Below are 25,096 nucleotides of genomic sequence, written 5' to 3' on the forward strand. Positions count from 1 at the left end.
TCCGATCAAAGCAGGCGGCGGGCGGCGGCGAGGTCGTCCGGGGTGTCGCAGTCGTACCAGGCGGGACGCGGTTCGGCGGGCAGCGCGACATGGACGGGACCGAGCGGTCCGAGCAGCCCGCGCAGGGACGCGCCGCCGTACGCGCCGAGCGCCTCGCGCAGCGCGGCGGCGTCCCAGCAGCCGGCGAGCCACTGCTCCCGGCCCGCGTCGTCGACCAGCACGGCCCCCGCGCGCCCGGCGGCCGCGCCGAGCAGGCGGGCGACGTGCCCGGGACGCAGGAACGGCAGGTCGGCCGCCAGCAGCGCCAGCCGCGGCGCGCGGACCTCGGCGAGCCCGGCGCGCAGCGCGGGCACCGGCCCGGCGCCCGGCGGGTCCTCCCGGACGAGCACGGCCCCCGGCAGGACGTCGCGCGGCGGCCCGACCACGACCAGCCGGGACGCCCCGGCCGCGGCGGCGGCCGCCCACTCGACCAGCGTCCGCCCGCCGACGGACGCGGCGGGCTTGTCGGCGCCGAACCGCCGTGCCCGCCCCCCGGCGAGCACCACGGCGTCGAAGTCCACCGGAGGTCAGCCGCCGATCGCGGACATCGGCCGGGCGGGCTGCAGGAACGACGGGTCGTCGATGCCGTGCCCGGCGCGCTTGCGCAGCACCGCCTTCCGCCACCGGTCCGCCAGCTCGGCGTCGTCGGCGCCGCCGCGCAGCGCGTCCCGCAGGTTCGACTCCTCGGTGGCGAACAGGCAGTTGCGGACCTGCCCGTCGGCGGTGAGCCGCACCCGGTCGCACGCGCCGCAGAACGGCCGCGTCACCGATCCGATGACGCCGACCGTCGCCGGGCCGCCGTCGACGGTGAACGACTCGGCGGGCGCGCTGCCGCGGTCGTGCGCGGCGTCCGGCGCGAGCGCGAACGCCGCGGACAGCCGGTCGAGGATCTCGTCGGCGGTGACCATGCCGGAGCGGGTCCAGCCGTGCTGGGCGTCCAGCGGCATCTGCTCGATGAACCGGAGCCGGTACCCGTGGTCGAGGCAGAACCGCAGCAGCGGGACGGCCTCGTGGTCGTTCACCCCGCGCATCAGCACGGCGTTGACCTTGACCGGCGCCAGCCCGGCGGCCTGCGCCGCCGCGAGGCCCTTGAGGACGTCGCCGAGCCGGTCGCGGTGCGCGAGCCGCCGGAAGGTGGCACGATCCAACGTGTCGAGCGAGACGTTGACCCGGTCGAGCCCCGCCGCCGCCAGCGGCGCGGCCAGCCGGTCGAGGCCGATGCCGTTCGTCGTGAGCGAGATCTGCGGGCGCGGGGAGAGCTCCGCCGTCCGCCGGACGATGTCGGCCAGCCCGCGGCGCAGCAGCGGCTCCCCGCCGGTGTAGCGGACCTCGGTGACCCCGAGGTCGCGGACGCCGAGCGTCACGAGCCTGACCACCTCGTCGTCGGTCAGCAGCTCCGGCTTCGGCAGCCAGTCGAGCCCCTCGGGCGGCATGCAGTACGAGCAGCGGAGGTTGCAGCGGTCCGTGAGGGAGACCCGCAGGTCCGTCGCGGTACGGCCGAAGGTGTCGACCAGCACGGAGGCCCCTTCCTGCTGACCGGCGCCCGTCCCGCGGGCCGCCGGGGATTGCGGTCGGACTCCCCAGACTATTGCGGCGGTTGACGATCGGTCGCATCGCGGGAGACCGTGACAGTCCGTAGATCAGCGGAGGGGGTCCCGTGACGGCCGTACGCGAGTGGGAGTTCGCCGGGACGCGGGGCGCCGTCTCCGCGCGCATCTGGACGGACGGCGCCGAGCCCCGGTACGCCGCCGAGCCCCGGTACGCGGCCGTCCTCGTGCACGGCTACGGCGAGCACCTCGGCCGCTACGACCACGTCGCGGACGCCCTCGTCCGGCACGGCGCCGTCGTCTGCGGCCCCGACCACATGGGGCACGGCCGCTCGGCGGGCGAGCGCGTCCTGGTCGAGGACTACGACGACGTCGTCGCAGACCTGCACACCGTCGTCGAGGCGGCACGCGAAGACCGCCCCGAACTGCCCGTCGTGATGGTGGCCCACTCCATGGGCGGGCTCATCGGGGCCCGGTACGCGCAACTGCACGGCGATGTCCTCGCGGCGCTGGTGCTGTCCGGGCCGGTGCTCGGTCGCTGGCACGTCGTCGACGCCCTGCTCCCCCTGGACGAGATGCCCGACGAGCCCATCGACACGTCCCTGCTGTCGCGGGACCCGGCAGTCGGGAAGGCGTACGCCGCCGACCCGCTCGTCTGGCACGGCCCGTTCAAGAAGACGACCGTCAGGGCCCTCGACACCGCGCTGCGCCGCGTCAACGAGCGGGGCTCCCTCGGCCGCCTGCCGGTGTTCCACGTCCACGGCGACGCCGACGAGATCGTGCGCCCGACCGACACCCGCGTCGGCATCGAGGCGATCCGCGGCCCCGCTTTCACCGAGCGCTTCTACCCGGGCGCCCGCCACGAGGTCTTCAACGAGACGAACCGGGACGCGGTCCTCGCCGACGTGACCGCCTTCGTAGACCGCGTCCTCGGCCGTCCCCTCTGACCGTCCTTCTCAGCCCTTCACGCAGATGAGCTGGCGCAGGTGGGCCACTACCTCCACCAGGTCGGACTGCTCCTCGATCACCGTCTCCAGGTCCTTGTAGGCGCCGGGGATCTCGTCGATGACGCCGGTGTCCTTGCGGCACTCGACGCCGCGGGTCTGCTCGATGAGGTCGTCCACGGTGAAGCTCTTGCGGGCCTTGTTGCGGCTCATCCTGCGTCCCGCGCCGTGCGACGCCGAGTTGTACGCGGTCTCGTTGCCGAGGCCGCGGACGATGTAGGTGCCGGTCGCCATCGACCCCGGGATGATGCCGAGGTCGCCGCGTCCCGCGCGGATCGCGCCCTTGCGGGTGACGAGCAGCTCCACGCCCTCGTACTCCTCCTCCGCCACGTAGTTGTGGTGGCAGGAGATGACCTGCTCCCAGCGGCAGCGCTTCTCGCCGAACCGCTTCGTCACGACGTTCTGCGCGAGCGCGAGCATGACGGCGCGGTTGCGGCGCGCGTACTCCTGCGCCCAGAACAGGTCGTGCCGGTAGGCGTCCATCTTCGCGGTGCCCGCGACGAAGACGGCGAGGTCGTTGTCCGGTAGGTCCTGGTTGTGGGGCAGCTTGCGGGCGGCCTCGATGTGGTGCTCGGCCAGCTCGTTGCCGATGTTGCGCGACCCCGAGTGCAGGACGAGCCAGATCGCGCCGTCGTCGTCGGCGCACAGCTCCAGGAAGTGGTTGCCGCCGCCGAGCGTGCCCATCTGCTGGTGGGCGCGGCCGAGGCGGGACCGGACCGCCGGGTGCAGGTCGTCGAACGCCTTCCAGAAGTCGTACCAGCCGCGCTCCTTCAGGTTCGGCAGCGCGGACGGGTCGACGGCGCTCCTGTGCGAGCCGCGCCCGACCGGGATCGCCTTCTCCAGGCGGCCGCGCAGCCCGGACAGGTCGTCCGGCATGTCCTCGACGGTGAGCGTCGACTTCGCGGCGGTCATCCCGCAGCCGATGTCGACGCCGACGGCCGCCGGGGACACCGCGTCCCGCATCGCGATCACCGAGCCGACGGTGGCGCCCTTGCCGTAGTGGACGTCGGGCATCACAGCGAGGCCCTCCACCCACGGCAGGGCGGAGACGTTGCGGAGCTGGTCGAGGGCGAGGTCCTCGACGGTGGCGGGGTCGGTCCACATGCGGATGGGAACGCGGCCGCCCTTCAGAGTCTGGTACGGCATGCCTTCTCCTCGATCGACGGGAACCGAACCGTGATCTATGACGCCAGAGCGCCCGGCCGCGGTTCAACCGGTTTATTCCCCGCCGGAAGGTCAGGAACGGCGGCGCTCGGTGAGGCCGAGCCCGCCGAGATGGCGCAGCAGCGCGGCGGCGACGCGGCGGCCGGTCGACAGCGCCTCCGCCGCCTGACCCGGGGTGAAGGGCTGCGGCAGCGCGGACAGGACGCGCAGCGCCGCCTCCTCCGCGCCCTTCGGCAGGACGATCTCGCCGCCGTCCCCGTCCCCGTCGTCGGCGGCGGCGATCCGCACGACGGCGCCCGCGCGCACCGCGTCGTCGAGGGTCGCGCCGGTGAGGCCGAGCTCGTCCAGCCGCTCGGCGGACGGGGCGGCGAACGGCGCGGACGCGAGGTCGGCGCGGAGCCGCCGCACGGCGGCCTCCCAGGCGGGCGCGGGCGCCGGGGCCGGGGCGGGGCCGTGGACGCGCCCCGCCTCCACCCGCAGCGGCGGCCGGACGAGCGCCGCCACGAGCTGCCGCGAAGGGAGCCCGAGCCGCAGCCGGGCCGTCTCCAGCGGGACGCCCGGGGCGCGCGGGCTCCGCGCCGCGTGCCGGGCCGCCTCCTCCGCGAGCCGCTCGAACAGCGACCGCCAGTGGGCGGGGTCGGCGAGCCACCCGCCGTCCAGCGCGACGGCGTCCGGCGGCGGGGCGCAGCCCATCAGCGCCAGCTCGGAGCGGCGGAGCACGCCGTGCCGGCGCAGCACGAGCGCGCCGTCCGGGCGGTCGGGCCAGGACGCCAGTTCGCGCGCCCGGGCGGCGCCCGCGCCGCGCCCGACGAGCGTCGGCGGCCGGACGTCCAGCACGCTCACCCCGGCGATCGACCGGCGCTCCGGGTCGCGCAGCGCCCCCGCGTCGCCGAGGTGCAGCGCGAGCCGCGTGTTCAGGGTCAGCCGGGCGGTGTCGGGGCCGAGCGGCAGCAGCCGGACCGGGACGGCCGCGGACCCGACGTGCAGCGTCATCCGCCGCGCCAGCCGCCCGGACGCCTCGCCGTTCCGGGTGCGCACGTCGACGCTGGTGGTGTGGGTCCACGCGCCGGGGGTGACGAGGGCCATCCCGGCGTCGACGCGCCCCGCCTCGCGCAGGGTCAGCACGACCCGGGAGACGCCCCTGACCGAGTCCCGGGGCTCGCCCGCGCAGCCGATCGTCCGGACGCGGACGCGCGACCCGGCGGGCATGAGCAGCAGCTCGTCGCCGACGGCGACCGTCCCGGCGGTGAGGGTGCCGGTGACGACGGTCTGCCGCCCGGCGGTGAACGCGCGGTCGATCCACAGCCGGACCGGGGCGGCGGCGTCCGGGACGGGCAGCCGCCCGGCGAGCCGGTCGAGCGCGGCGGCCAGCTCGTCGATCCCGGCGCCGGTCCCGGCGCTGACGGCGACGGTCTCGACGCCGCGCAGCGCCGTCCCGGCGAGCCGCTCGCGGGCCTGCCGGAGCGCGAGCTTCGGGTCGGCGGCGTCGGACCGGGTGACGGCGAGGACGCCGAACCGGGCGCCGAGCGCGGCGAGCGCGTCCAGGTGCTCCTGCGAGCGCGGCATCCAGCCCTCGTCGGCGGCGACGGCGAACAGCACGGCGGACGCGGGCGCGGCCCCGGCGAGCATCGCCGGGACGGACCGCTCGTCGCCGGGGACGTCCACGAACGCGACACGGCGCCCGGAAGGCAGCTCCGTCCACGCCTCGGGCTCCTTCGTGTCCCTGCCGGTGAGGGCGCGCACGAGCGCGGACTTGCCGTGCCCACCGTGGCCGGCGGTGGTGACGACCTGCATCAGCGTCCTTTCCGGGGCGGGACGCAGCGGGCCTCCCGAGGGAGGCCGGTACCGGGGTGGCGCAGACGAAGGTCCACGGAGGGCAAGCCTAGGGAGGCGCGACGCCCGCGCAAAACCGGGCCGCTCTCGTGTGGGGGGACGACCCCCCGCGTCCCTGGAACGGACCCGGCGCGCGCTGCGCTTCCCGCCCTATCCGTACAATTTACTTAAGCTAAGTAAATTTATTGGAGGTTCGGATGACCGGCGCCCCGACCGAGGCGTGCGCGACCGCGGGGCGTCCGGACCCCGCCCCCGCGCGCACCGGCCGCACGCTCCTGGCGCTCGCGGTGGCGGGGATGGTCGTGTCCGTGCAGCAGACCCTGGTGCTGCCGCTGCTGCCCCAGCTCATGCGCGCGTTCGACGCCCCGATCACGGACGTGACCTGGGTGTTCACCGCGTCGCTGCTGGCCGGGGCGGTCGCCACGCCGCTGCTGTCGCGGTTCGGCGACCTGTACGGCAAGAAGCGGATGATCATGCTGGCGCTGGTCCTGCTGCTGGCCGGGTCGGTGGTGTGCGCGGTGTCCGGGTCGCTCGCCGTGCTGATCGCCGGGCGCGCGATGCAGGGCGTCTCGTCCGCGATGATCCCGCTCGCCATCGGCATGATCAGGGACACCTTCCCGCGGGACCGGATCACCACGGCGATCGGCATCGTCAGCGCCACGATGGGCGTCGGCGGCAGCGCCGGGATGATCGTGACCGGGCTGATCGCCGCGCACACCTCGAGCCACCACCCGGTGTTCTGGATCGCCGCCGCGCTGTCGGCGGCCGGGCTGGTGCTCGTCGGGGCGGCGGCGCGCGACGTCGGCGCCCGGCCGGGCGGGCGGCCCGACCTCGCGGGCGCGGCGCTGCTCGCGGGCTGGCTGCTGTGCCTGCTGCTCGGCATCAGCCAGGGCAACGCCTGGGGCTGGACGTCGCGCGGCGTACTCGGCTTCTTCGCCGCGGCGGCGGCGCTGTGCGCGGTCTGGGTCGCGGTCGAGCGGCGGGTCCGCGCGCCGCTGGTGCGGCTGAGCCTGCTCGCGGGCCCTCGGTCGCTGTCGGCGAACGCCGCGTCCGCGCTGCTCGGCTTCTCGATGTTCGCGGCGTTCACGCTGATCGCGGGCTTCGTGCAGGCGCGCCCGGCCGACGTCGGCTACGGCCTGTCCGGCTCCGTGCTCGACGTCGGCCTCTACATGCTGCCGAGCACCGTCACGATGCTGGTGTTCTCCACGCTGGCCGGGCCGATCGCCGCCCGCGTCGGCCCCGCCTTCACCCTCGCGGTCGGGTCGGCGTTCGCCGGGCTGTGCTACGGCTGGCTCGCCGTGTCGAACTCGCACGGCTACGACATGCTGGCGTTCAGCGCGATCCAGGGCGTCGGGTTCGGGATCGCCTATGCGGCGCTCGGGACGCTCGCCGTCCAGCACGTCCCGATGGACCAGAGCGGCATCGCCTCCGGGGTCAACTCGCTCGTCCGCGTGACCGGCGGCAGCATCGCGGGCGCGGTCACCGCGTCGATCCTCGCCGGGCAGGTCGTCGCCGGGACGGAGATGCCCGCCCTCGGCGCTTACGAACTGTGTTTCTGGATCGTCGCGGCGGGCGCCGTGCTCGCCTCCGCGGTCGCCGTGGGGCACGGCCTGCGGCACCCCGACTCGCCGTCCCTCCGGCCGGGACGAGCCGCGACGCGCCTTGACGATGCCGCAACGAGCCTTGACGAACGGGCCCTCCGACGTGCCCTATAGGGAATGCGGCCCCAATCCGAGATCGGGGCCGCATCGCCGGACGGGCCGAATCGCAGGGCGGGGCCAGGAACCCGCCACCGGGAGGACCACATGGGCGCCTACGCGGCCGCGTACGAACGGAGCATCGCCGACCCGACCCGCTTCTGGGGGCTGGCCGCGCGGGACGTGCGCTGGCTCGTCCCGCCGGACCGGGTGCTGGACGACGGGGCGCCCCCCTTCTACCGCTGGTTCACCGGCGGCGAGCTCAACACCTGCGACAACGCCCTGGACCGGCACGTCGAGGAGGGCCGCGGCGACCAGGCCGCGCTGATCTACGACAGCCCCGTCACCGGCACCGTGCGGACCTACACCTACCGGGAGCTGACCCGCCTCGTCGCCCGGTTCGCCGGGGCGCTGCGGGCGCAGGGCGTCGAGCGCGGCGACCGGGTCGTGCTCTACCTGCCGATGATCCCCGAGGCGGTCGTGGCGATGCTGGCGTGCGCGCGGCTCGGCGCGGTGCACTCGGTGGTGTTCGGCGGGTTCGCGGCGCGGGAGCTGGCCGTCCGGATCGACGACGCACGGCCGAAGGCCGTCGTCTCGGCGTCGTGCGGGATCGAGCGCGGCCGGGTCGTCCCGTACAAGCCGCTGCTCGACCGGGCCCTCGACCTGGCCAAGCACAAGGTGGAGCGGTGCGTGATCCGGCAGCGGGAGCAGCTGCACGCCGACCTCGTCCGGCCGCGGGACGTGGAGTGGGACGAGGCCGTCGCCGCCGCCGAGCCCGCCGACTGCGTCCCGGTCGCCGCCACCGACCCGCTGTACATCCTCTACACGTCCGGGACGACGGGGCGGCCGAAGGGCGTCGTCCGCGACAACGGCGGGCACGCGGTGGCGCTGCGCTGGTCGATGGAGAACGTGTTCGGCGTCGGGCCCGGCGACGTGTTCTGGGCGGCGTCGGACGTGGGCTGGGTCGTCGGCCACTCCTACATCGTGTACGCGCCGCTGCTCACCGGGTGCACGACCGTCCTGTACGAGGGCAAGCCGGTCGGCACGCCCGACGCGGGCGCGTTCTGGCGGGTCGCCGCGCAGCACCGAGTCAAAGCGCTGTTCACCGCGCCGACCGCGATCCGCGCGGTGAAGAAGGAGGACCCGGAGGGCGCGCTGCTCGCCGGGCACGACCTGTCCGCGCTGGACACGCTGTTCCTCGCCGGGGAGCGGCTCGACCCCGACACCTACCGGTGGGCGGCGCGGGTGCTGGACCGCCCCGTCGTCGACCACTGGTGGCAGACAGAGACGGGCTGGCCGATCGTCGCGAACCTGCGCGGGCTGGAGCCGATGCCGGTCAAGCCCGGGTCGCCCTCGGTGCCGGTGCCGGGCTACGACGTGCGGGTCCTCGGCCCGGACGGGTCCGCCGTCCCGCCCGGCGAGGACGGCGACATCGCGATCCGGCTGCCGCTGCCGCCCGGCACCCTCCCCACCCTGTGGCAGGACGACGAGCGCTTCGTCGAGTCGTACCTCACGAAGCACCCCGGCCACTACCTGACCGGCGACGGCGGCCACATGGACGAGGACGGCTACGTCTGGGTGATGGGGCGCACCGACGACGTCATCAACGTCGCCGGGCACCGGCTGTCCACCGGGACGATGGAGGAGGTCATGGCCGCCCACCCGGCCGTCGCCGAGTGCGCGGTGATCGGCGTCCGGGACGCGCTCAAGGGGCAGGTGCCGCGCGGGCTGGTCGTGCTGAAGAGCGGGGTGCTCGCCGAGCCGGGCGAGGTGTGCGCCGAGCTGGTCGGGATGGTCCGCGACCAGGTCGGGCCGGTCGCCGCGCTGAAGGAGATCACGGTCGTCGGAGCGCTGCCCAAGACGCGGTCGGGCAAGATCCTGCGCGGGGTGATGCGCGGCATCGCCGACGGGGAGGACGTGAGCGTCCCGTCCACGATCGAGGACCCGGAAGTCCTGGACGAGCTGCGCCCCGTCCTGCGCAAGGCCCCCTAGGAGCCCCTGGCGGGCGCGCTAAGGCGAGCGGGGCGGGCGGGTCTGCCTCGGCGGCGGGACGATCCGCTTCGGCCAGCACACCGCCACCAGGAACACGCCCGCGACGGCGATGCCGAGCTGGAAGAGGAACTCCCAGAAGCTCCAGCCGCTCCAGCCGCCGCTGCCCAGGCCGAACAGGTGGGCGAGGCCCGTCCCGGCGAACGCGGCGACGACGCCGACCGCGACCGTGCACCAGGCCGGCATGGTCTCCCGGCCCGGCGCGATCAACCGTCCCAGCACCCCGACGACCGCGCCAAGCACGACGGCCGCGGCGAGCCCCCCGACGCTCATCTCGTCCCTCCGCTTCCCGGGGCGGCGAACACCCGGTCAAGGGAAGCCCTACCCGGAGTATCGGTCCCGACACGAGCCCGCCGGTCGTTCGCGCCCCGGGCAAAGTCCCGGGCGCGCGGACCGAGGGCCCGGCGGTGTCAGCGGACGATGAGCGCGCGGCGCTGCCGGGCGACCAGTTCCCCGATGACGGGCGCGCCCGGGATCTCGCCCGCGATCAGCAGGCCGCCGGAGACCTGCGCGTCGGCGAGCAGCAGCCGCTCCTCCTCGGCGATCCGCCGGAAGTCGGTGTGCGGGGACACCCACGACAGGTTCCGCCGCGTCCCGCCGGGGACGAACCCGTGCCGCACCGCGGCGCGGGCGCCGTCCAGGTACTCGACGGCGGAGGCGTCCACGACGGCCGTGACGCCGCTCGCCCGCGCCAGCTTGTAGAGGTGGCCGAGCAGCCCGAACCCGGTGACGTCGGTGGCGCACACGACGCCGCGCTCCAGCGCGGCGAGCCCGGCCGCCGCGTTCAGCGCGGTCATCGTCTCCACGGCGTGCGGGAACGCCTCCCCGGTCGCCTTGTGCCGCGCGTTGAGGACGCCGACGCCGAGCGGCTTCGTCAGCGACAGCGGGACGCCGGGACGGCCCGCGTCCAGCCGCAGCAGCCGGTCCGGATCGGCGACTCCGGTGACGGCGAGGCCGTACTTGGGCTCGGGGTCGTCGACGCTGTGCCCGCCCGCGATCGCGCAGCCGGCGAGCGCGGCGACGTCCCGGCCGCCGCGCAGCACCTCGCGGGCGAGCTCGGCGGGCAGCGCGTCCACGGGCCAGCCGAGCAGGTTCAGCGCCATCAGCGGCTCGCCGCCGATCGCGTACACGTCGGACAGCGCGTTCGCGGCGGCGATGCGGCCCCAGTCGTAGGCGTCGTCGACGACGGGCGTCGAGAAGTCGGCGGTGGACACCACGGCCCGGCCGCCGTCCATCCGCAGCACGGCGGCGTCGTCGCCGTCCTGCCCGCCGGCGAGCAGCGCGCCGTCGCGGTCGGCGGGGCCGCCGCCGGTGAGGCCGGCCACCACGCGCTCCAGCTCCGCCGGGGGGATCTTGCTGGCGCAGCCGCCGCCGTGCGCGTACTGCGTGAGGCGGGCTGCCGGAGCGAGGCGGGTCACCGGAAAATTTAACGCACAACTACCTCAAATGATCAACAACCGGACAGTACGGGTCCGGTCACGACGGGCGAGATCCGCCGCGGCCGGCCCGCGACCGGCGTCCGACCTGGGACGGAATCGGGCCGGGGGCTTGTCCGAACCTCGTTCGGCATGATGCGATTCCCCTCTGCAAGTCCTCACTTACATTCGGGAACCGACAGCGAGGGGCGACATGGGCATCCAGGAGCAGCGGCGCGGCCTCGACCTCGGCCAGCACCTCGATCAGGCCGTGGCCGGGCGGACGGTCTGCACGACGCTCGCCGCGACCGCCGAGCGGCACGGGGACAAGCCCGCCTACTCCGACCGGGTCGGCGCCGAGTGGCGGACGCTGACCTGGGCCGAGACCCGGACGCGGGCGCTGGAGACCGCCGCCGGGTTCGCCGCGCTCGGGCTGGAGCGGGGCGACGTGGTGGCGCTGATGATGCCGAACCGGTCCGAGCACGTCCTCGCCGACCTCGGCGCCGTCCACGCGGGCGGCGTCCCGACGACCGTGTACGGGACGCTCGCGCCCGACCAGGTCGCGTTCGTCGCCGGGGACTGCGCGGCCCGGTACGCCGTCCTGGACGGGAAGGCGCAGCTCGACCGCTGGCTGCCGGTGCTCGACCGGCTCCCCGGGCTCCGGACGGTCGTCGTCGTGGACGCCGGCGCCTGCCCGCCCGGCGACCGCTTCCTCACCTGGGACGCCCTCACCGCGCTCGGCCGCGAGCGGCTCGCCGCCGACCCCGACGCGGCCGACCGCCGCTGGCGGGCCGTCGCGCCGGACGACACCGTCACGCTGCTCTACACGTCCGGGACGACCGGTGACCCCAAGGGCGTCCTGATCACGCACTCGATGGTGCTGCACGAGGCGGAGATGGTGCGGCGGACGTCGGTGCTGCCCGAGCACCCGTCCGGGGTGTCCTACCTGCCGTTCGCGCACATCGCCGACCGGGTGCTGAGCTACTACCTGCCCGTCGGGCTCGCCTCGCACGTCCACTTCTGCCCGGACCCGGCCCAGCTCACGACGGTCCTCGCCGAGGTCAGGCCGCACTCGTTCTTCGGCGTCCCGCGCGTCTGGGAGAAGATCATGGCTGGGATCCAGGCGGTGCTGGCGGCCGAGCCGGACGAGGCGCGCGGGCGGGCCGTGGCCGCCGCGCTCGACGCGGGCCGCGCGTACGTCGCGGCGCAGGAGTACGGCGGCTCCCCCACTCCGGAGGTCACCGCCGCGTTCGAGGCGGCGGACGCGGCCGTCCTCGCCCCGATGCGCGCCCTGCTCGGGCTGGACCGGGTGCGGCAGGCGTCCAGCGCCGCCGCGCCGCTGCCCGTCGAGGTCGCCCGGTTCTTCGCCGGGCTCGGCATGAAGATCTTCGACGCCTACGGGATGACGGAGACGACCGGCGCGGTCACCGCCAACCTGTCCGACTCGTTCAAGCTCGGCACGGTCGGGCGCCCGTTCGACGGCGTCGAGCTGCGGCTCGCCGCGGACGGGGAGATCCTCGTCCGCGGCGCGACCTGCACGCCCGGCTACCTGAACCGCCCGGAGGCGACCGCCGACCTCATCGACCCGGACGGCTGGATCCGCACCGGCGACGTCGGCCGCCTCGACGCCGACGGCTTCCTCACCGTCGTGGACCGCAAGAAGGAGCTGATCATCACGGCGGGCGGGGAGAACGTCGCGCCGTCCCTGGTGGAGAACCGCCTGAAGGAGCATCCGCTCATCGGCCAGGCCCTCGCGTTCGGCGACCGCCGCCCCTACGTCGTCGCGCTGATCACCCTGGACGGCGAGGTCGCCCCCGTCTGGGCCGCCGCCCACGGCGCCGACACCACCGACCTGGCCGCGCTCGCCGAGCACCCGATCGTCCTGGAGGAGGTCGGCAAGGCCGTCGAGGACGCGAACGCGCGGCTCGCCCGCGTCCAGCAGGTCAAGCGGTGGCGGCTGCTGCCCGCCGAGTGGACGGCCGAGAGCGAGGAGCTCACCCCGACGCTCAAGCTGCGGCGGCGCGTCGTGCACGCCAAGTACGCCGCCGCCCTCGACGGCCTGTACGACCGCTAAGATCACCGGCGGAGGCGTGTGAGCGCCTGGTGGCCTCCCCGGCCTTCAAAGCCGACGGTCCCGAGGATCTCGGGACGGCGGGTTCGATTCCCGTACGCCTCCGCTCCCCCGTCCCGCGCCGGACGCGCGACGTAACGTGAGGGTATGAGGCGGCGCGAGGTGGCGTACGGGATCATGATGGGGACCTGCCTCACCCTGTTCGTCCTGGCGTGGGCGGTGGTCCGGCGGTACTCGGGCGAGGCCGCGTTCGCGATGTCGATGGCGGCGCTGGTCATCCCGCCCGTCGCGGTCATCGTGGCGAACTGGAACATCGACCGCACCGACCGCGCGGACGACTCGGACCGCACGGACCACCTGGACCGCCGCGGGTGAGCGGGCCGGCCGTCGCGTCCGCGCTGGACCTCGCCGGGATCTTCGTGTTCGCGGTGTCCGGCGCGCTCGCCGCCGTCCGGCAGCGGCTGGACGTCGTCGGGATGGTGGTGCTCGCCGAGATCACCGCGCTCGGCGGCGGGATCGTCCGCGACCTGATCATCGGGGCGGTGCCGCCCGCGGCGTTCACCGACCTCGGGTACGTGCTGGTGCCGCTCGCCGCGTCGGCGCTGGTGTTCTTCTGGCACCCGCAGGTGACACGGCTGTTCCCGGCGGTGCTGCTGTTCGACGCGGCCGGGCTCGGCCTGTTCTGCACGACCGGGACGCTGAAGGCGCTCGACCACGGCCTGTCGCCGGTGCACGCCGTGCTGCTCGGCGTCGTGACGGCGGTGGGCGGCGGCGTCCTGCGCGACGTGCTGGCCGGGCACATCCCGAGCGTCCTGTACGACCGGCAGCTGTACGCGCTGCCCGCGCTGCTCGGCGCCGCCGCCGTCGCCGCCGCGGACGCGGCCGATCTGCACGGCGGCGCCGTCACGGCGGGCGCGGCCGTCACGGCGTTCGCGCTGCGGGTGCTCGCCATGCGGTACGGCTGGCGGGCGCCCCTGCCCCGCGGCGTTCCGGACTGAACCGGGTACCGTGTCCGGCATGGGGCGGATCACCGTGCGCAGGCCCGTGCTGAAGCTGAGCACCTCCGGCGGGCGGGGACGGCGTCCCGACACGCTCGCCGTCGAGGAGCCGCTGGAGATCCGCGTCGCGGGCAAGCCCCTCACGATCACGATGCGCACGCCCGGCCACGACTTCGACCTCGTGGCCGGGTTCCTCGCCACCGAGGGCGTGATCGGCTCCGCCGCTGACCTCGCGACGATGCGCTACTGCGCCGACACCGCCGAGCAGAACACCCTGGACGTGGTGCTCGGCCCCGGCGTCCCGCCCCCGGACGACTCGATGACCAGGGCGTTCACGACGACCAGCGCGTGCGGGGTGTGCGGCAAGTCGAGCATCGAGGCGCTGCGCGACGACCGTCCGTACGACGTCGCGGGCGATCCCGTGAGGCTGACGCCGGACGTGCTGGCCGCGCTCCCGGGACGGCTGCGGAAGGCGCAGCGGGTCTTCGACCGGACGGGCGGCCTGCACGCCGCCGGGCTGTTCGACGCGGGCGGCGAGCTGCTCGCGCTGCGCGAGGACGTCGGCCGCCACAACGCGGTCGACAAGGTCGTCGGCTGGGCGCTGCGGCAGGGGCGGCTGCCGCTGGCCGGAACGGTCCTCATGGTGAGCGGGCGGGCGTCGTTCGAGCTGACGCAGAAGGCGATGACGGCGGGCGTCCCGGTGCTGGCGGCCGTGTCGGCGCCGTCGTCGCTGGCCGTCGACCTCGCCGAGGACGCGGGCATGACGCTCGTCGGCTTCCTGCGCGGTGAGACGATGAACGTCTACACCGGCGCCGAGCGCATCACCCTCTGACCGCACGCCGGTCGTCCCTGCGTGTCCCGTCTCACGTCCGCGCGCCCCTTGACCGGGCCCCCGTTCCGGGGATTTATTAACTCTGTGTCCAATAATGTGACGCTCGCCCGCGTGCACGACGAGGCGGAGCTCGAGCGATTCCGGGACGTCCAGCGCCTCTGCTACCGGTGCGCGGACGAAGTCGCCGCCACGCTGGAGCCGGGCGTGACCGAGCGCGAGGCGTGCCGCCGCATGCGCCGCTGGCTGCGCGCCCGCGGCGTCGACGACTGGCTGCACACCCCGTTCGCCTGGTTCGGCGACCGGACCGCGTTCCGCGGCTTCCGGCTCCCCACCCAATTCCTCCCGAGCGGGGCGCGCCTGGAGGAGGGCATGCCCTACATCCTCGACATGGCGCCGGTGCGGGACGGCTACGCCGCCGACATCGGGTACGGCGGCGTCCTCGGCGAGAACCGGATCTGGGACCGGATCGACGCCGACCTCGCCGCCTACCGGACGCTGATCCTCGGCCTCGTCCGGGAGCGGCGGACGTTCGCCGACGTCTACGCCGAGGTGGACGCCCTCATCGAGCGGCAGGGATACCAGAACCGGCACCGCAAGTACCCGGGCCGCGTCATCGGTCACCAGGTCGGCGTCATCGGCGGGATCCTCCCGAAGCGCGTCGGATTCCCGTTCGGTGTACGGTTCCTGCAGACCATCGGCCGCGAGCTGGTCAAGGAGCGCCTCGAAGGGCGCTCCCCGCTCTGGAGCGGGGCCGCGCGGTCGCAGCACCCCCCGACGCCCGGCCTGTGGGCGGTCGAGCCGCACATCGCGTTTCGCGGCGTCGGCGTGAAGTTCGAGGAGATCCTCGTCGTCACCGAGGACGACGCCTACTGGCTCGACGACGACCTCCCCCACGTCCACCGCTGGGCCAGCTTGGAGGCCGCCAGATGACATCCCCCGTTGCGCGGCGCAGGGTTCGGGGTGACGGGGTCGATCTGGCCGTCTACGAACAGGGCGACCCGGCGCGGCCGACCGTCCTGCTGGTGCACGGATACCCCGACACCCACGCGGTCTGGGACGAGGTCGCCGCGCTCCTCGCCGAGCGGTTCCACGTCGTCCGGTACGACGTGCGCGGCGCGGGCGCGTCGTCGCGTCCGTTCGGGCGGAGGCGCTACGCGTTCGAGTACCTGATGGCCGACATGTGCGCCGTGCTGGACGCCGCCGCGCCCGACCGCAAGGTGCATCTCGTCGGGCACGACTGGGGCTCGATCCAGTCGTGGGAGGCGGTCTTCACCATGCCCGACCGGTTCGCGTCGTTCACGTCCATCTCCGGGCCGTGCCTGGACCACGCCGGGCGCTGGATGCGGCGCAACCTCTCCCGCCCGACGCCGGGCAACCTGAAGCGGGCGGCGGGGCAGATGGCCCGGTCCTGGTACATCTACTTCTTCCAGACCCCGCTGCTGCCGGAGCTGCTCTGGCGGGGCGGGATGTCGAAGCCGTTCATGCGCGCGCTGGAGCTGGGCGAGGGCATCGCGGCACGTCCCGGCCACCCCGCCCGGACGATGGGGCGCGACGCCGCCGCCGGCGTCGGCCTCTACCGCGCGAACATGCTGCGGCGGCTGCGCGCCCCCGCCGACCGGCGGACGGACGTCCCGACGCAGGTCATCGTCCCGACCAAGGACCTGTTCGTGTCGCCGCACCTGGTGGGCGGGCTCGCCGGGCGCGTGCCGGACCTGTCGCTGCGGCCGATCGCCGCCGGGCACTGGGTGCCGCGCAGCCATCCCGGGCCCGTCGCCCGCTGGATCACCGAGCACGTCACGGGCGTGCTGGGCGGCCCGCTGAGCGCCGCCGAGGCCCGCTCGCTGCGGCGGGCCCGCGTCCGTCCGGGACGGCGGCCGTTCGACGGCTCGCTCGTCGTCGTCACCGGCGCGGGCGGCGGGATCGGACGCGCCACCGCGCTCGCCTTCGCCGAACGCGGCGCGGAGGTCGTCGCCGCCGACCCCGACCCGGAGTCCGCGCGGCGCACCGCCGACCTGGCGGGCCTGCTCGGGCCGGAGGGCCACCCCTACCAGGTGGACGTGTCCGACCCCGCCGCGATGGAGGACTTCGCCAAGTCCGTCGTGCACGAGCACGGGGCACCGGACGTCGTCGTCAACAACGTGGGCACCGGGATGGCCGGGTCGTTCCTCGACCACACCGCGCCGGACTGTGAGCGCGTCCTGGAGGTCGACCTCTGGGACGTCGTCCACGAGTCGCGGCTGTTCGAGGACCGGGGCGAGGGCGGCCGGGGGTTCGGGCGGCGCGGCCACGACCCCGAGCACGTCGCGGAGCAGGTCGTGGCGGCCGTGCTGCGCGACATGTCGCTGGGGCCCGTCACGCCGGAGGGGCGGCTCGCGCACGCGGCGTCGCGGCTCCCCCCGCGCCTCAGGCGGGTCCTGGCCCGCGTCGGCGCGAACTGACGGCCCCGCCGGTCCCGGTTCGGGCGTTTCGCCGGGCGGCGCCTCGGAACGGTTTACCGGCGCGGGGTTCCACCGCGGCCCGGAACATGCGACCTTGGCAGGAACAGGCCCGGGGCCAGGCCCCGGGCGGCCGTCGTCCCACCAGTCCGAACCGGCACCGGAGCGTGAGGCATGCGGATTCGCGACATCCTGCGGAGGAAGGGAGACACGGTGGCCACGGTGCGGCCCGAGGCCACCGTGCGGCAGTTGCTCGCCGTCCTGGCCGAGCACAACATCGGAGCGGTGGTGGTCTCGCCGGACGGCGCGTCCATCGCCGGGATCGTGTCCGAGCGCGACGTCGTGCGGCGGATGCACGAGCGGGGCGCGGGCCTGCTCGACCGCCCCGTCTCCGAGATCATGACCGCCGAGGTGCGGAGCTGCGGCCCCGGCGACCTGGTCGAGGACCTGCGCCGCACCATGACCGAGCACCGCTTCCGCCACGTCCCCGTCGTCGAGGACGGGCGCCTCGCGGGCATCGTCAGCATCGGCGACGTGGTCAAGAGCGCGATCGACGAGTTGCAGAGCGAACGCGAACACCTCGTCGGCTACATCCAGAACGTCCCCTAGGCCGACCGCGGCCCCCGCCCGCGCCCCGCGGCGACCGGCGCCTAGACGTAGGCGGGGAGCGGGCGGGCGGCCGGGGCCGCCTCCACCTCGTGGAAGGCGACGGCGAGGCGTTCCGCGGCGACCCGGAGCGTGTCCGGCGGCAGGACGTACGGGAGGCGGACGTAGTCCTCCAGGACGCCGTCCGCGCCGAACACCGGTCCGGCGACGACCCGGACGCCGAGCCGCTCGGCCGTCTCCGCGAGCGCCGTCGCGACCGGCGCGCCGATCCGCGCCCACAGCGACATGCCGCCGTCCGGGAGCCGGAACTCCCAGTCGGGCAGCAGCTCGCGCAGCGCGGCGGCGAGCGCGTCCCGGCCGCGCAGCAGGGTCTCGGCGCGCTCGGCGCGGACCTCCTCCACCCGCAGCAGCAGCTCCCGGACGATCAGCTGGTCGAGCACCGGGCTCGCCATGTCGAACGGCTCGCGGGCGAGGACGAGCCGCCGGGCGAGCGGCGCGGTCGCGCGGATCCAGCCGATCCGCAGCCCGCCCCACAGCAGCTTGGACGCCGACCCGACCGTGACGACCCGGCCGCCGGAGTCGAACGCGGCGAGCGGCGGCACGCGCGGCGCGCCCGGATCGTGCGGGAGGTCGGCGAACGTCTCGTCGGGGACCAGGAACGCGTCCGCGCGGCGGGCGGCGTCGACGAGCGCGGCCCGGTCGTCCGCCGACATCAGCAGCCCGGTCGGGTTCTGGAAGTCCGGGACGAGGTACGCCATCCGGACGGCGGCCTGCCGCATCGTGCCCGCGATCAGCTCGACGTCCCAGCCCTCGTTGACGCCGACCGGAACGAGCCGCGCGCCCCGGCGGCGCAGCGCCCCGAGCGCGTGCGGGTAGGTGGGCCGCTCCACCATGACGGCGTCGCCCGTCTCGGCCAGGACATGGGTCAGCAGCGTGAAGGCGTGCTGCGCCCCGGTAGTGACGACGATCTGGTCCGGCCGGGTCGGCACGCCGCGCGCCGTGTAGCCGTCGGCGATGACCTCCCGCAGGCCGGGCAGCCCGGCGGGCTCGTAGCCGGGGCCCGAGCTGTAGCGGGGCAGCTCCGCGACGGCGGCGGCGACGGCCGCGTCGAAGATCGCCGGGGCGCCGGGGGTGGCGCAGCCCAGGTCGATGAACGACGGGTCGTCCGGGACGGGGTGCACCTTGCCGTACCGCCCGCCGGGCGGCGCGGGCCGCGGCTCGGCCGACGACATGCGGACGGGCGGCAGCGCCGTCCAGCTCCCCGCGCCCTGGCGGCTCTCGACGTAGCCCTCGTCGCGGAGCCGGTCGTAGGCCGCGGTGACCGTGGTGCGGCTCAGGCCGAGCGCGGCGGCGAGGTCGCGCTCGGCGGGCAGCCGGGTCCGCAGGGCCAGGCGGCCGTCCAGGACGAGGGCGCGCACCGACCGGGCCAGGGAGGCGTAGACGGGGCGCTCCCGCCCGACGTCCCCGACCATGCGGGCCAGGTTCGGGCCGCTCACATACCGTGTGCTCACATAAGCCACTTTTCCACATTGGCCCTGTCATCACCAGACCACTTGCCAGAGAGTAGGGCAGGTTGGTGCGTACTATCGTGTGATATTGCTTGGAGAGCGGAAAAATGGCCTTGCTCGCGCGCCGCCTGGTGCAGCTCTACCTCGGATTGGCCTTGTACGGGCTCGGGATCGCCCTCCAGGTGTCGTCCGGGCTCGGCAACGACCCGTGGGACGTCTTCCACCAGGGTCTTTCCCGGCGGCTCGGCCTGTCGATCGGCGTCTGGATCATCATCGTCGGCGCGCTCGTGATGCTCGCCTGGATCCCGCTCCGGCAGCGGCCCGGGATCGGGACGATCAGCAACGTCGTCCTCGTCGGCGTGTTCGCCGACCTGTTCCTCTGGCTGCTGCCCGCCCCGGACGCGCTCGCCGCCCGCTGGGCGTTCCTGGTCGCCGCCGTCCTCGTCGGCGGGTTCGCGACCGGCTGCTACATCGGCGCCGGGCTCGGCCCCGGCCCCCGCGACGGCCTGATGACCGGGCTCGCCGCGCGCGGCCACTCGATCCGCGTCGTGCGGACCGGGATCGAGCTGAGCGTCCTCGCCGCGGGCTGGCTGCTCGGCGGGACGGTCGGGCTCGGGACCGTCCTCTACGCGGTGGCGATCGGGCCGCTCACGCACGTCCTGCTGCCCGCGCTGACGATCAAGGCGCCGCCCGCTCCGGCCGCCCTGCCGGAGCCTGAGCCGGAGCCCGTCCGGAGCTAGCGGGCGGCGAACAGGCGGACGGCCTGCTCGGCGAGCGCCGCCAGCAGCGGCGCGGCCTCGGCCCTCAGCTCGGCCAGCGGGCGAGGCCCGTCGGCGAGGCTGAACGCGGCGGTGAGGCCGAGTTCGTGCAGATCGTCCAGGGGCCCGGTGACGCCGCCCGCCAGGGCGACGCACGGGATCCCGCGCTCCTTCGCGAGGGCGGCGACGGCCGAGACGACCTTGCCCGCCGCGCTCTGCGCGTCCACCCGCCCCTCACCGGTGATCACCAGGTCGGCGCCGGTCAGCGCGGCCGGGAGCCCGACCGCCTCCGCGACCAGCGCCGCGCCGTCGGCGGGCACGGCCCCGAGCAGCCCGGCGAGCCCGCCGCACACGCCGCCCGCCGCGCCCGCGCCGGGCAGGTCGTGGACGCGGACGCCGGTGTGCGCGGCGACGGCGTCGGCGAACACGGTGAGGGCGGCGTCCAGCTCGCGGACCTGCGCGGGGGAAGCGCCCTTCTGCGGGCCGAACACGGCGGCGGCGCCGTCCGGGCCGACGAGCGGGTTCGTCACGTCGCACGCCACCCGGAACCGCGCGGCGCGCACCTCCGCCGGGACGGCGGAGCCGTCGATCCGCGCGAGCCGGGCCAGCGCCGCGCCGCCGGGCGGCAGCTCCGCGCCGGAGGCGTCCAGGAAGCGGAAGCCGAGAGCGCCCAGCAGCCCGGCGCCGCCGTCCGTGCTCGCGCTGCCGCCGACGCAGACGAGGACGTCGCGGGCCCCGCGCCGCACCGCGTCCATGATCAGCTCACCGGTGCCCGCGCTGCCCGCGTTCATCGGGTCGGGCGGGACGTCCTCCACCAGCGGCAGCCCGGACGCGGCGGCCAGCTCCACCACCGCCGACCCGCCGTCGCCGGACAGCGCGTACCGGGCCTTGACCGGACGCCCGGCCGGGTCCGCCGCGGCGACCGCGACCACCCGGCCGGAGCGGGCGCCGAGGAAGCAGTCGAGCGTGCCCTCGCCGCCGTCCGCCATCGGCACGGCGACCACGTCGGCGCCGGGCACGGCGCGCAGGACGCCCGCCTCGACGGCGGCGCACACGCCGGACGCGGACAGGCTCCCCTTGAACGAGTCGGGCGCGACGACGATCCGCGGGCCGGTCACCATCCGGAGGTCACCGCTCGGCCGTCAGCGTCGCGAGCACGGCGGAGAACTCCTCCGGCAGCACGAGCGTCGAGCCCTCGTAGCGGGTCTCCAGGTAGGTCAGCTCGCCGGCGCGCCACCAGTACAGGTGCGGGCTGAGCGACCCCGGCCCCTCCTCGTACGCGCGGTGCGCCTGGGCCTGCAGCTCGGTGGCGGCCGCGACGGCCGTGCGGTGGCGGGTCCGCGCGTCGCCCTCGGCGACGCGGAGCGGGTGCGCGACGATCAGGCTCCGGTTCGGCGCGATGACGAGCGCGCCGTGCGGGCCGATCTGGAGGTACTCCTCCAGCCAGGCCAGATGCGTCGCGACGTAGAACGTCCAGCCGTGCAGGACGGAGACGCGGACGCCGCCGAGGTCCTGCTCGTCCACCTGGAGGGGTCCGTCGGCGCGGACGTTCGCGCGCCCGAGCATGAACAGCGCGTCGCCGGACACCGGCCAGCCGTTCATGTCCATGGTGCTGACCGTCCGCACGGACGTCGGGGTGTCGACGACCACGACCTCGATCAGGCCGGGCGCGAACGGCCGGGACGCGAGCCCGCCGTTGTCGGCCTCGTCGGGGTAGATGCGGGTGCGGAGCAGGTGCTGGGCGAGGTCGAAGTCGTCGAGGTCGAGCGGCTCCTCCATCGACGTGACGATCGTCGTGACGTAGTCGGACACCACGGCGGGCCAGTCGGCGGGCGGCACCAGCCGGGCGAGCTGCCGCACGTCGCGCATGTTCACGGGCAGCCGGCGCGCGGTGATCGGCAGCCGGCGCGGATCCTCCAGCATCACGATCTCGCCGGGACATCGGCGGCAGGTGTAGCCGAGGCTCTCGGCCACCAGCACGAGGAGTGAGTCGAGGGTGCCGTCGTCCGAAGGGACGGGGCGGGCGTGGCGGCCGCTCATCGCGCGCCTCCCGGGAGCGTTTGGAGGGTGAGCGCGCCGGCGTCCGGCACGGCGGGGTCCTGCGGTCGGGCTTCCTGCTTATCGGTTTCGTGCGTATCGGTTTCGTGCGGTCGGGCTTCGTGCGCGTCCGGGACGGCGGGGACGTCCAGGACGGCGGGCGCGCCGAGCTCCAGCGTGCGCTGGCGCGGTCCATGCCCCGCGGGCACGCCCGCGAGGATCGGGGCGCCGAGCGGCCCGAGCCGCGCGGCGAAGACGGCGTCGAGCTCGGCGGGGTCGCCGCAGTCGCGCCACGAGCCGAGCGCGAACCCGGCGGCGCCGTCGAGCCAGCCCGCCTGGAGGAGCTGGACGAGCATCCGGTCGATCCGGTAGGGGGCCTCGGTGACGTCCTCAAGGAAGACGACGCGGCCCCTGGCGGGCGGCGGGGCGTACGGGGTGCCGAGCAGCGCGGTGAGGAGCGAGAGGGTGCCGCCGGTCAGCGGGCCCTCGGCGCGGCCCGGCCGCAGCGCGCGGGTGCCGGGCAGCGAGACGGGGCCGCCGAACAGGGCGGCGCGCAGGCCGTCCAGCCGCTCGTCGGACGCGCCGTCCGCGGCGGCGGGACCGGGGCCGGGGCCGGGGCCGGCGAGGACGCCCGCGGGCATCGGCCCGAAGGACGTGGTGACGCCGAGCCGCGTCCCGAACGCGACGTGCAGCGCGGTGATGTCGCTGGACCCGTGCAGGATCTTCGGCCCGCGCCCGGACGGCGTGCCGGTCGCGGCGCGCAGCGCGTCCCAGTCGAGCAGGTCGAGGACGCGGGTCGCGCCGTAGCCGCCGCGCGCGCAGACCACCGCGCGGACGCGCGGGTCGCACCAGGCTTCCTGCAGGTCGGCGGCCCGGTCGGCGTCGCTTCCGGCGAGCCGGTGCCAATCGTCGCGGACGGGTCCTGGCGCGCCGAGGTTGACACGGTCCAGCGCGTGCTTGCCGACGACGGCGTCAAGGCCGAGGTCGCGCAGCACGGCGCAGCCGGCCTCCAGCCGCGCGGGCTCGGCGGGTCCGCTCGGCGCGACCACGGCGATCCGGTCGCCGCGCCGCAACCGCTCGTACCTGCGGCGCTCCGGCGCACACGGCGGACCGCCCGGCGGCCGGGCGGCGGGCGCGTCGGACGGCTCCTCGGCCGCCTCCGCGCGGGCGCCCCCGCTGTTCAACCCGATCCCTCCTCGCACCGCGACGGATAGAGCTTGTCAGGATCCGGACCCAAGCGGAAGGGGCGTCCGGTCACGACCCGCCAACAGATCATCTCGGCCCTCCCCCGGCGCCGAGGGCGAGCCCGGCGAGCCGGGGCAGCGCCTCGCCGATCGGCGTGCGCAGGACCGCGTCGGCGATCCCGTCGTAGGGGGTCTCCTCCGCGTTGACGATCACCAGCCGGGCGCCGTGGTCGACCGCCTCCAGGCACAGCCCGGCGGCGGGCTGGACGGTCAGCGACGTCCCGACCGCGAGGAACAGGTCGCACTCGCGGGACGCGGTGATCGCCGCGTCGAGGACGTCCTGGTCGAGCGCCTGCCCGAAGGAGATCGTCGCGGACTTCTGGACGCCGCCGCAGTCCGCGCAGGGCGGGTCGTCCTCCCCGGCGGCGACCCGCGCGAGGACGTCGGGCATGGGCGTGCGCAGGCCGCAGTTCAGGCACACGGCCTCCCGCACCGAGCCGTGGATCTCGATGACCTTGGCGTCCGACGACCCGGCGCGCTGGTGCAGGCCGTCGATGTTCTGGGTGATCAGGGCGCGCAGCCGTCCGGCCCGCTCCAGCTCGGCGAGCGCGGCGTGCGCGGCGTTGGGCTCGGCCTTCCAGACCGGGTCGTCGAGCCTCGCCCGCCAGGCGCGCCGCCGGACGTCGGGGTCGGCGAGGTAGGAGTCGATGCGGGACAGCGCCTCCGCCGCCGGGTCCCTCGTCCAGACGCCCCGGGGGCCGCGGAAGTCGGGGATGCCGCTGTCGGTGGAGATCCCGGCTCCGGTGAGGACGGTGATCGCCGCCGTCTCGGGCAGTAACCCGGCGAGCGTCTGGGGAGCCTCCATTCGCCCTATGGTAGATCCCGGCGGGGCCCCGCCCGGAATTCGCCGAGGCCGGCTCGGAGCGTCGCGGGCCGGAGCAGCCCGCAAAAGGTGACAAACTTGGGCCCGGTATGAGTTCGACGCCCCACATCCTGGTGGTCAACGGCACCAAGGTCCGCCGCCCGGTGTTCATCCTCGGAGCTCCGCACTCGGGTGTGGAGCCGCTGGCCCGTGCGATGAAACGGTCGCCCGGCTTCCACCTCACGACCGGCCGGCACGGCGTGCTGCGGGTGACCTACGCGTTCGCCCGGCAGCCGGCGATCGCGTCCGAGCGCGGGAAGGGCGCGGCCCGGGTGCTGCGGGACGCCTGCGCCGAGGCGTGGCTCGTGTCCGCGCGGGCCTGCGCCGAGTGCCCGGACGAGTGCCGCGACATGGCCGGGCTCACCTCGCCCGGCGAACCGGCCGGGCCGTGCGTCGACCCCGGGCGCATCGCCCGCTTCGCCGACGCCTCCCCCGACCTGATCTACAGCGCCGACGTGCTGCTGGACGCCTTCCCCGACGCGCAGCTCGTCCAGGTGATCCGGGACGGCCGGGACGCGGTCGCCGACATGCTCGCCGACGAGCGCTGCCTCGCCTGGTTCAAGCCGGGCCTCGCCAACCTCGACACGGTGTTCCCGAACCCGTTCCTCGGCGTCGAGGACCACACCGAGCGCAGCCGGTGGCCCGCCGCCGCGACCGCCGTCAAGTGCGCGCTGCGCTGGCGCGGGTCGGTGCGGCTCAGCGCGCGGCTGCGCCTCCAGGTCCCGGCCGAGCAGCTGCTCACCGTCCGCTACGAGGACCTCGTCGCCGCGCCGCGCCGGGTCGCCGCCGACCTGTCGGAGTACCTCGACGCGGCGATCCCGCGGACCGTCCTGTCGGGGCTCGTCCCCGCCGGGACCAGGGACGACGGCGGCGTCGGCGCGTGGCGCGAGCGGCTCACCCCGCGGCAGCTCGCCCAGGTCGAGAAGGTCGCCGGGACGGAGCTGCGGCGGCTCGGCTACCGCCTCGGCTCCGACCGCTGACCGCCCGGCGGTTCCCG

At 75.3% G+C, this 25,096-nt stretch carries 23 protein-coding genes and 1 tRNA gene; 13 read left to right on the top strand and 11 right to left on the bottom strand.

Features of this window, described 5'->3' with window-relative positions:
* Positions 1 to 5: 5 nt before the first annotated feature.
* Both mobA and moaA read right to left on the bottom strand, forming a co-directional pair.
* On the bottom strand, positions 6 to 560 hold the full coding sequence (gene mobA, locus FXF68_RS43270) for a molybdenum cofactor guanylyltransferase (RefSeq protein ID WP_148765842.1): 555 nt from the start codon (positions 558 to 560) through the stop codon (positions 6 to 8).
* Positions 561 to 566: 6 nt separating this feature from the next.
* Positions 567 to 1,556: a GTP 3',8-cyclase MoaA gene (gene moaA, locus FXF68_RS32120; protein ID WP_222870168.1), complete on the bottom strand. Its 990-nt coding sequence runs from the start codon at positions 1,554 to 1,556 to the stop codon at positions 567 to 569.
* A 140-nt stretch (positions 1,557 to 1,696) separates the two neighbouring features.
* Here moaA and FXF68_RS32125 point away from each other — a divergent pair, with 140 nt between their 5' ends.
* The gene (locus FXF68_RS32125) at positions 1,697 to 2,533 is read left to right on the top strand and encodes an alpha/beta hydrolase (RefSeq protein WP_148765846.1); all 837 of its coding nucleotides are present in this window, start codon (positions 1,697 to 1,699) and stop codon (positions 2,531 to 2,533) included.
* A 9-nt stretch (positions 2,534 to 2,542) separates the two neighbouring features.
* Here the strand turns inward: FXF68_RS32125 and FXF68_RS32130 are convergent, their stop codons facing one another.
* Together FXF68_RS32130 and FXF68_RS32135 are read right to left on the bottom strand one after the other, a co-directional pair.
* On the bottom strand, positions 2,543 to 3,736 hold the full coding sequence (locus tag FXF68_RS32130; protein WP_148765848.1) for an RtcB family protein: 1,194 nt from the start codon (positions 3,734 to 3,736) through the stop codon (positions 2,543 to 2,545).
* 90 nt (positions 3,737 to 3,826) lie between these two features.
* A complete protein-coding gene (locus FXF68_RS32135) occupies positions 3,827 to 5,548 on the bottom strand; it encodes a GTP-binding protein (RefSeq protein ID WP_148765850.1) in 1,722 nt (573 codons plus the stop codon).
* A gap of 236 nt (positions 5,549 to 5,784) precedes the next feature.
* Between FXF68_RS32135 and FXF68_RS32140 the strand changes: the two genes are divergently transcribed.
* Both FXF68_RS32140 and FXF68_RS32145 read left to right on the top strand, forming a co-directional pair.
* On the top strand, positions 5,785 to 7,302 hold the full coding sequence (locus tag FXF68_RS32140; RefSeq protein WP_148765852.1) for an MFS transporter: 1,518 nt from the start codon (positions 5,785 to 5,787) through the stop codon (positions 7,300 to 7,302).
* A 90-nt stretch (positions 7,303 to 7,392) separates the two neighbouring features.
* On the top strand, positions 7,393 to 9,276 hold the full coding sequence (locus FXF68_RS32145) for a propionyl-CoA synthetase (protein ID WP_148765854.1): 1,884 nt from the start codon (positions 7,393 to 7,395) through the stop codon (positions 9,274 to 9,276).
* Between the two features lie 18 nt (positions 9,277 to 9,294).
* Here the strand turns inward: FXF68_RS32145 and FXF68_RS32150 are convergent, their stop codons facing one another.
* Both FXF68_RS32150 and selD read right to left on the bottom strand, forming a co-directional pair.
* On the bottom strand, positions 9,295 to 9,606 hold the full coding sequence (locus FXF68_RS32150; RefSeq protein WP_187438196.1) for a GlsB/YeaQ/YmgE family stress response membrane protein: 312 nt from the start codon (positions 9,604 to 9,606) through the stop codon (positions 9,295 to 9,297).
* 137 nt (positions 9,607 to 9,743) lie between these two features.
* On the bottom strand, positions 9,744 to 10,751 hold the full coding sequence (gene selD, locus FXF68_RS32155) for a selenide, water dikinase SelD (protein WP_148765856.1): 1,008 nt from the start codon (positions 10,749 to 10,751) through the stop codon (positions 9,744 to 9,746).
* A 211-nt stretch (positions 10,752 to 10,962) separates the two neighbouring features.
* Here selD and FXF68_RS32160 point away from each other — a divergent pair, with 211 nt between their 5' ends.
* The 8 genes from FXF68_RS32160 (at position 10,963) to FXF68_RS32195 (ending at position 17,693) form a co-directional block, all read left to right on the top strand.
* The gene (locus tag FXF68_RS32160; RefSeq protein ID WP_148765858.1) at positions 10,963 to 12,822 is read left to right on the top strand and encodes an AMP-dependent synthetase/ligase; all 1,860 of its coding nucleotides are present in this window, start codon (positions 10,963 to 10,965) and stop codon (positions 12,820 to 12,822) included.
* Between the two features lie 10 nt (positions 12,823 to 12,832).
* Positions 12,833 to 12,925, top strand: a tRNA-Sec gene (locus FXF68_RS32165).
* A gap of 41 nt (positions 12,926 to 12,966) precedes the next feature.
* Positions 12,967 to 13,194: a DUF3099 domain-containing protein gene (locus FXF68_RS32170; protein WP_148765860.1), complete on the top strand. Its 228-nt coding sequence runs from the start codon at positions 12,967 to 12,969 to the stop codon at positions 13,192 to 13,194.
* Positions 13,191 to 13,817 carry a trimeric intracellular cation channel family protein gene (locus FXF68_RS32175; protein WP_148765862.1) on the top strand — a complete coding sequence of 209 codons (627 nt, stop codon included), beginning with the start codon at positions 13,191 to 13,193 and terminating at the stop codon, positions 13,815 to 13,817. Before FXF68_RS32170 ends, FXF68_RS32175 begins: the two co-directional genes overlap by 4 nt.
* Positions 13,818 to 13,836: 19 nt before the next feature.
* Entirely contained in the window at positions 13,837 to 14,649 is an 813-nt protein-coding gene (gene fdhD, locus FXF68_RS32180) for a formate dehydrogenase accessory sulfurtransferase FdhD (RefSeq protein ID WP_148765864.1), read from the top strand.
* A gap of 84 nt (positions 14,650 to 14,733) precedes the next feature.
* On the top strand, positions 14,734 to 15,579 hold the full coding sequence (locus tag FXF68_RS32185) for a M24 family metallopeptidase (RefSeq protein ID WP_425458628.1): 846 nt from the start codon (positions 14,734 to 14,736) through the stop codon (positions 15,577 to 15,579).
* Positions 15,576 to 17,087 (top strand): SDR family oxidoreductase, encoded by a 1,512-nt coding sequence (locus FXF68_RS32190; protein ID WP_148765866.1) that lies wholly within the window; start codon positions 15,576 to 15,578, stop codon positions 17,085 to 17,087. Before FXF68_RS32185 ends, FXF68_RS32190 begins: the two co-directional genes overlap by 4 nt.
* A 171-nt stretch (positions 17,088 to 17,258) precedes the next feature.
* Positions 17,259 to 17,693, top strand: coding sequence for a CBS domain-containing protein (locus FXF68_RS32195; RefSeq protein WP_148765868.1), 435 nt, complete (start codon positions 17,259 to 17,261; stop codon positions 17,691 to 17,693).
* A 41-nt stretch (positions 17,694 to 17,734) separates the two neighbouring features.
* Here FXF68_RS32195 and yczR read toward each other — a convergent pair whose 3' ends face one another.
* On the bottom strand, positions 17,735 to 19,201 hold the full coding sequence (gene yczR / locus FXF68_RS32200; RefSeq protein ID WP_483902919.1) for a MocR-like transcription factor YczR: 1,467 nt from the start codon (positions 19,199 to 19,201) through the stop codon (positions 17,735 to 17,737).
* A 104-nt stretch (positions 19,202 to 19,305) separates the two neighbouring features.
* Between yczR and yczE the strand changes: the two genes are divergently transcribed.
* The gene (yczE, locus tag FXF68_RS32205) at positions 19,306 to 19,938 is read left to right on the top strand and encodes a membrane protein YczE (protein ID WP_148765870.1); all 633 of its coding nucleotides are present in this window, start codon (positions 19,306 to 19,308) and stop codon (positions 19,936 to 19,938) included.
* Here yczE and FXF68_RS32210 read toward each other — a convergent pair.
* The 4 genes from FXF68_RS32210 to FXF68_RS32225 form a co-directional block, all read right to left on the bottom strand.
* The gene (locus FXF68_RS32210) at positions 19,935 to 21,077 is read right to left on the bottom strand and encodes a glycerate kinase (RefSeq protein ID WP_148765872.1); all 1,143 of its coding nucleotides are present in this window, start codon (positions 21,075 to 21,077) and stop codon (positions 19,935 to 19,937) included. The two genes, yczE and FXF68_RS32210, sit on opposite strands and share 4 nt — an antisense overlap.
* A 7-nt stretch (positions 21,078 to 21,084) precedes the next feature.
* On the bottom strand, positions 21,085 to 21,996 hold the full coding sequence (locus FXF68_RS32215) for a DUF1444 domain-containing protein (RefSeq protein WP_148765874.1): 912 nt from the start codon (positions 21,994 to 21,996) through the stop codon (positions 21,085 to 21,087).
* Positions 21,993 to 23,177 (bottom strand): S66 peptidase family protein, encoded by a 1,185-nt coding sequence (locus tag FXF68_RS32220; RefSeq protein WP_246179061.1) that lies wholly within the window; start codon positions 23,175 to 23,177, stop codon positions 21,993 to 21,995. Before FXF68_RS32220 ends, FXF68_RS32215 begins: the two co-directional genes overlap by 4 nt.
* Before the next feature lie 88 nt (positions 23,178 to 23,265).
* The gene (locus tag FXF68_RS32225) at positions 23,266 to 24,042 is read right to left on the bottom strand and encodes an SIR2 family NAD-dependent protein deacylase (RefSeq protein WP_148765876.1); all 777 of its coding nucleotides are present in this window, start codon (positions 24,040 to 24,042) and stop codon (positions 23,266 to 23,268) included.
* A 107-nt stretch (positions 24,043 to 24,149) separates the two neighbouring features.
* Here FXF68_RS32225 and FXF68_RS32230 point away from each other — a divergent pair, with 107 nt between their 5' ends.
* On the top strand, positions 24,150 to 25,079 hold the full coding sequence (locus tag FXF68_RS32230) for a sulfotransferase family protein (protein ID WP_148765879.1): 930 nt from the start codon (positions 24,150 to 24,152) through the stop codon (positions 25,077 to 25,079).
* The last annotated feature ends 17 nt before the right edge of the window (positions 25,080 to 25,096 follow it).

Origin of the sequence: Actinomadura decatromicini (genome assembly GCF_008121305.1) — a bacterium.
Taxonomy (GTDB): Bacteria; Actinomycetota; Actinomycetes; order Streptosporangiales; family Streptosporangiaceae; genus Spirillospora; species Spirillospora syzygii.

Coding starts and splice junctions, on each gene's coding strand:
- FXF68_RS32130 (WP_148765848.1), bottom strand. CDS start 3,736: ATGCCGTACCAGACTCTGAAGGGCGGCCGCGTTCCCATCCGCATGTGG.
- FXF68_RS32135 (WP_148765850.1), bottom strand. CDS start 5,548: ATGCAGGTCGTCACCACCGCCGGCCACGGTGGGCACGGCAAGTCCGCG.
- FXF68_RS32140 (WP_148765852.1), top strand. CDS start 5,785: ATGACCGGCGCCCCGACCGAGGCGTGCGCGACCGCGGGGCGTCCGGAC.
- FXF68_RS32145 (WP_148765854.1), top strand. CDS start 7,393: ATGGGCGCCTACGCGGCCGCGTACGAACGGAGCATCGCCGACCCGACC.
- FXF68_RS32150 (WP_187438196.1), bottom strand. CDS start 9,606: ATGAGCGTCGGGGGGCTCGCCGCGGCCGTCGTGCTTGGCGCGGTCGTC.
- FXF68_RS32160 (WP_148765858.1), top strand. CDS start 10,963: ATGGGCATCCAGGAGCAGCGGCGCGGCCTCGACCTCGGCCAGCACCTC.
- FXF68_RS32170 (WP_148765860.1), top strand. CDS start 12,967: ATGAGGCGGCGCGAGGTGGCGTACGGGATCATGATGGGGACCTGCCTC.
- fdhD (WP_148765864.1), top strand. CDS start 13,837: ATGGGGCGGATCACCGTGCGCAGGCCCGTGCTGAAGCTGAGCACCTCC.
- FXF68_RS32190 (WP_148765866.1), top strand. CDS start 15,576: ATGACATCCCCCGTTGCGCGGCGCAGGGTTCGGGGTGACGGGGTCGAT.
- FXF68_RS32195 (WP_148765868.1), top strand. CDS start 17,259: ATGCGGATTCGCGACATCCTGCGGAGGAAGGGAGACACGGTGGCCACG.
- yczE (WP_148765870.1), top strand. CDS start 19,306: ATGGCCTTGCTCGCGCGCCGCCTGGTGCAGCTCTACCTCGGATTGGCC.
- FXF68_RS32210 (WP_148765872.1), bottom strand. CDS start 21,077: ATGGTGACCGGCCCGCGGATCGTCGTCGCGCCCGACTCGTTCAAGGGG.
- FXF68_RS32215 (WP_148765874.1), bottom strand. CDS start 21,996: ATGAGCGGCCGCCACGCCCGCCCCGTCCCTTCGGACGACGGCACCCTC.
- FXF68_RS32225 (WP_148765876.1), bottom strand. CDS start 24,042: ATGGAGGCTCCCCAGACGCTCGCCGGGTTACTGCCCGAGACGGCGGCG.
- FXF68_RS32230 (WP_148765879.1), top strand. CDS start 24,150: ATGAGTTCGACGCCCCACATCCTGGTGGTCAACGGCACCAAGGTCCGC.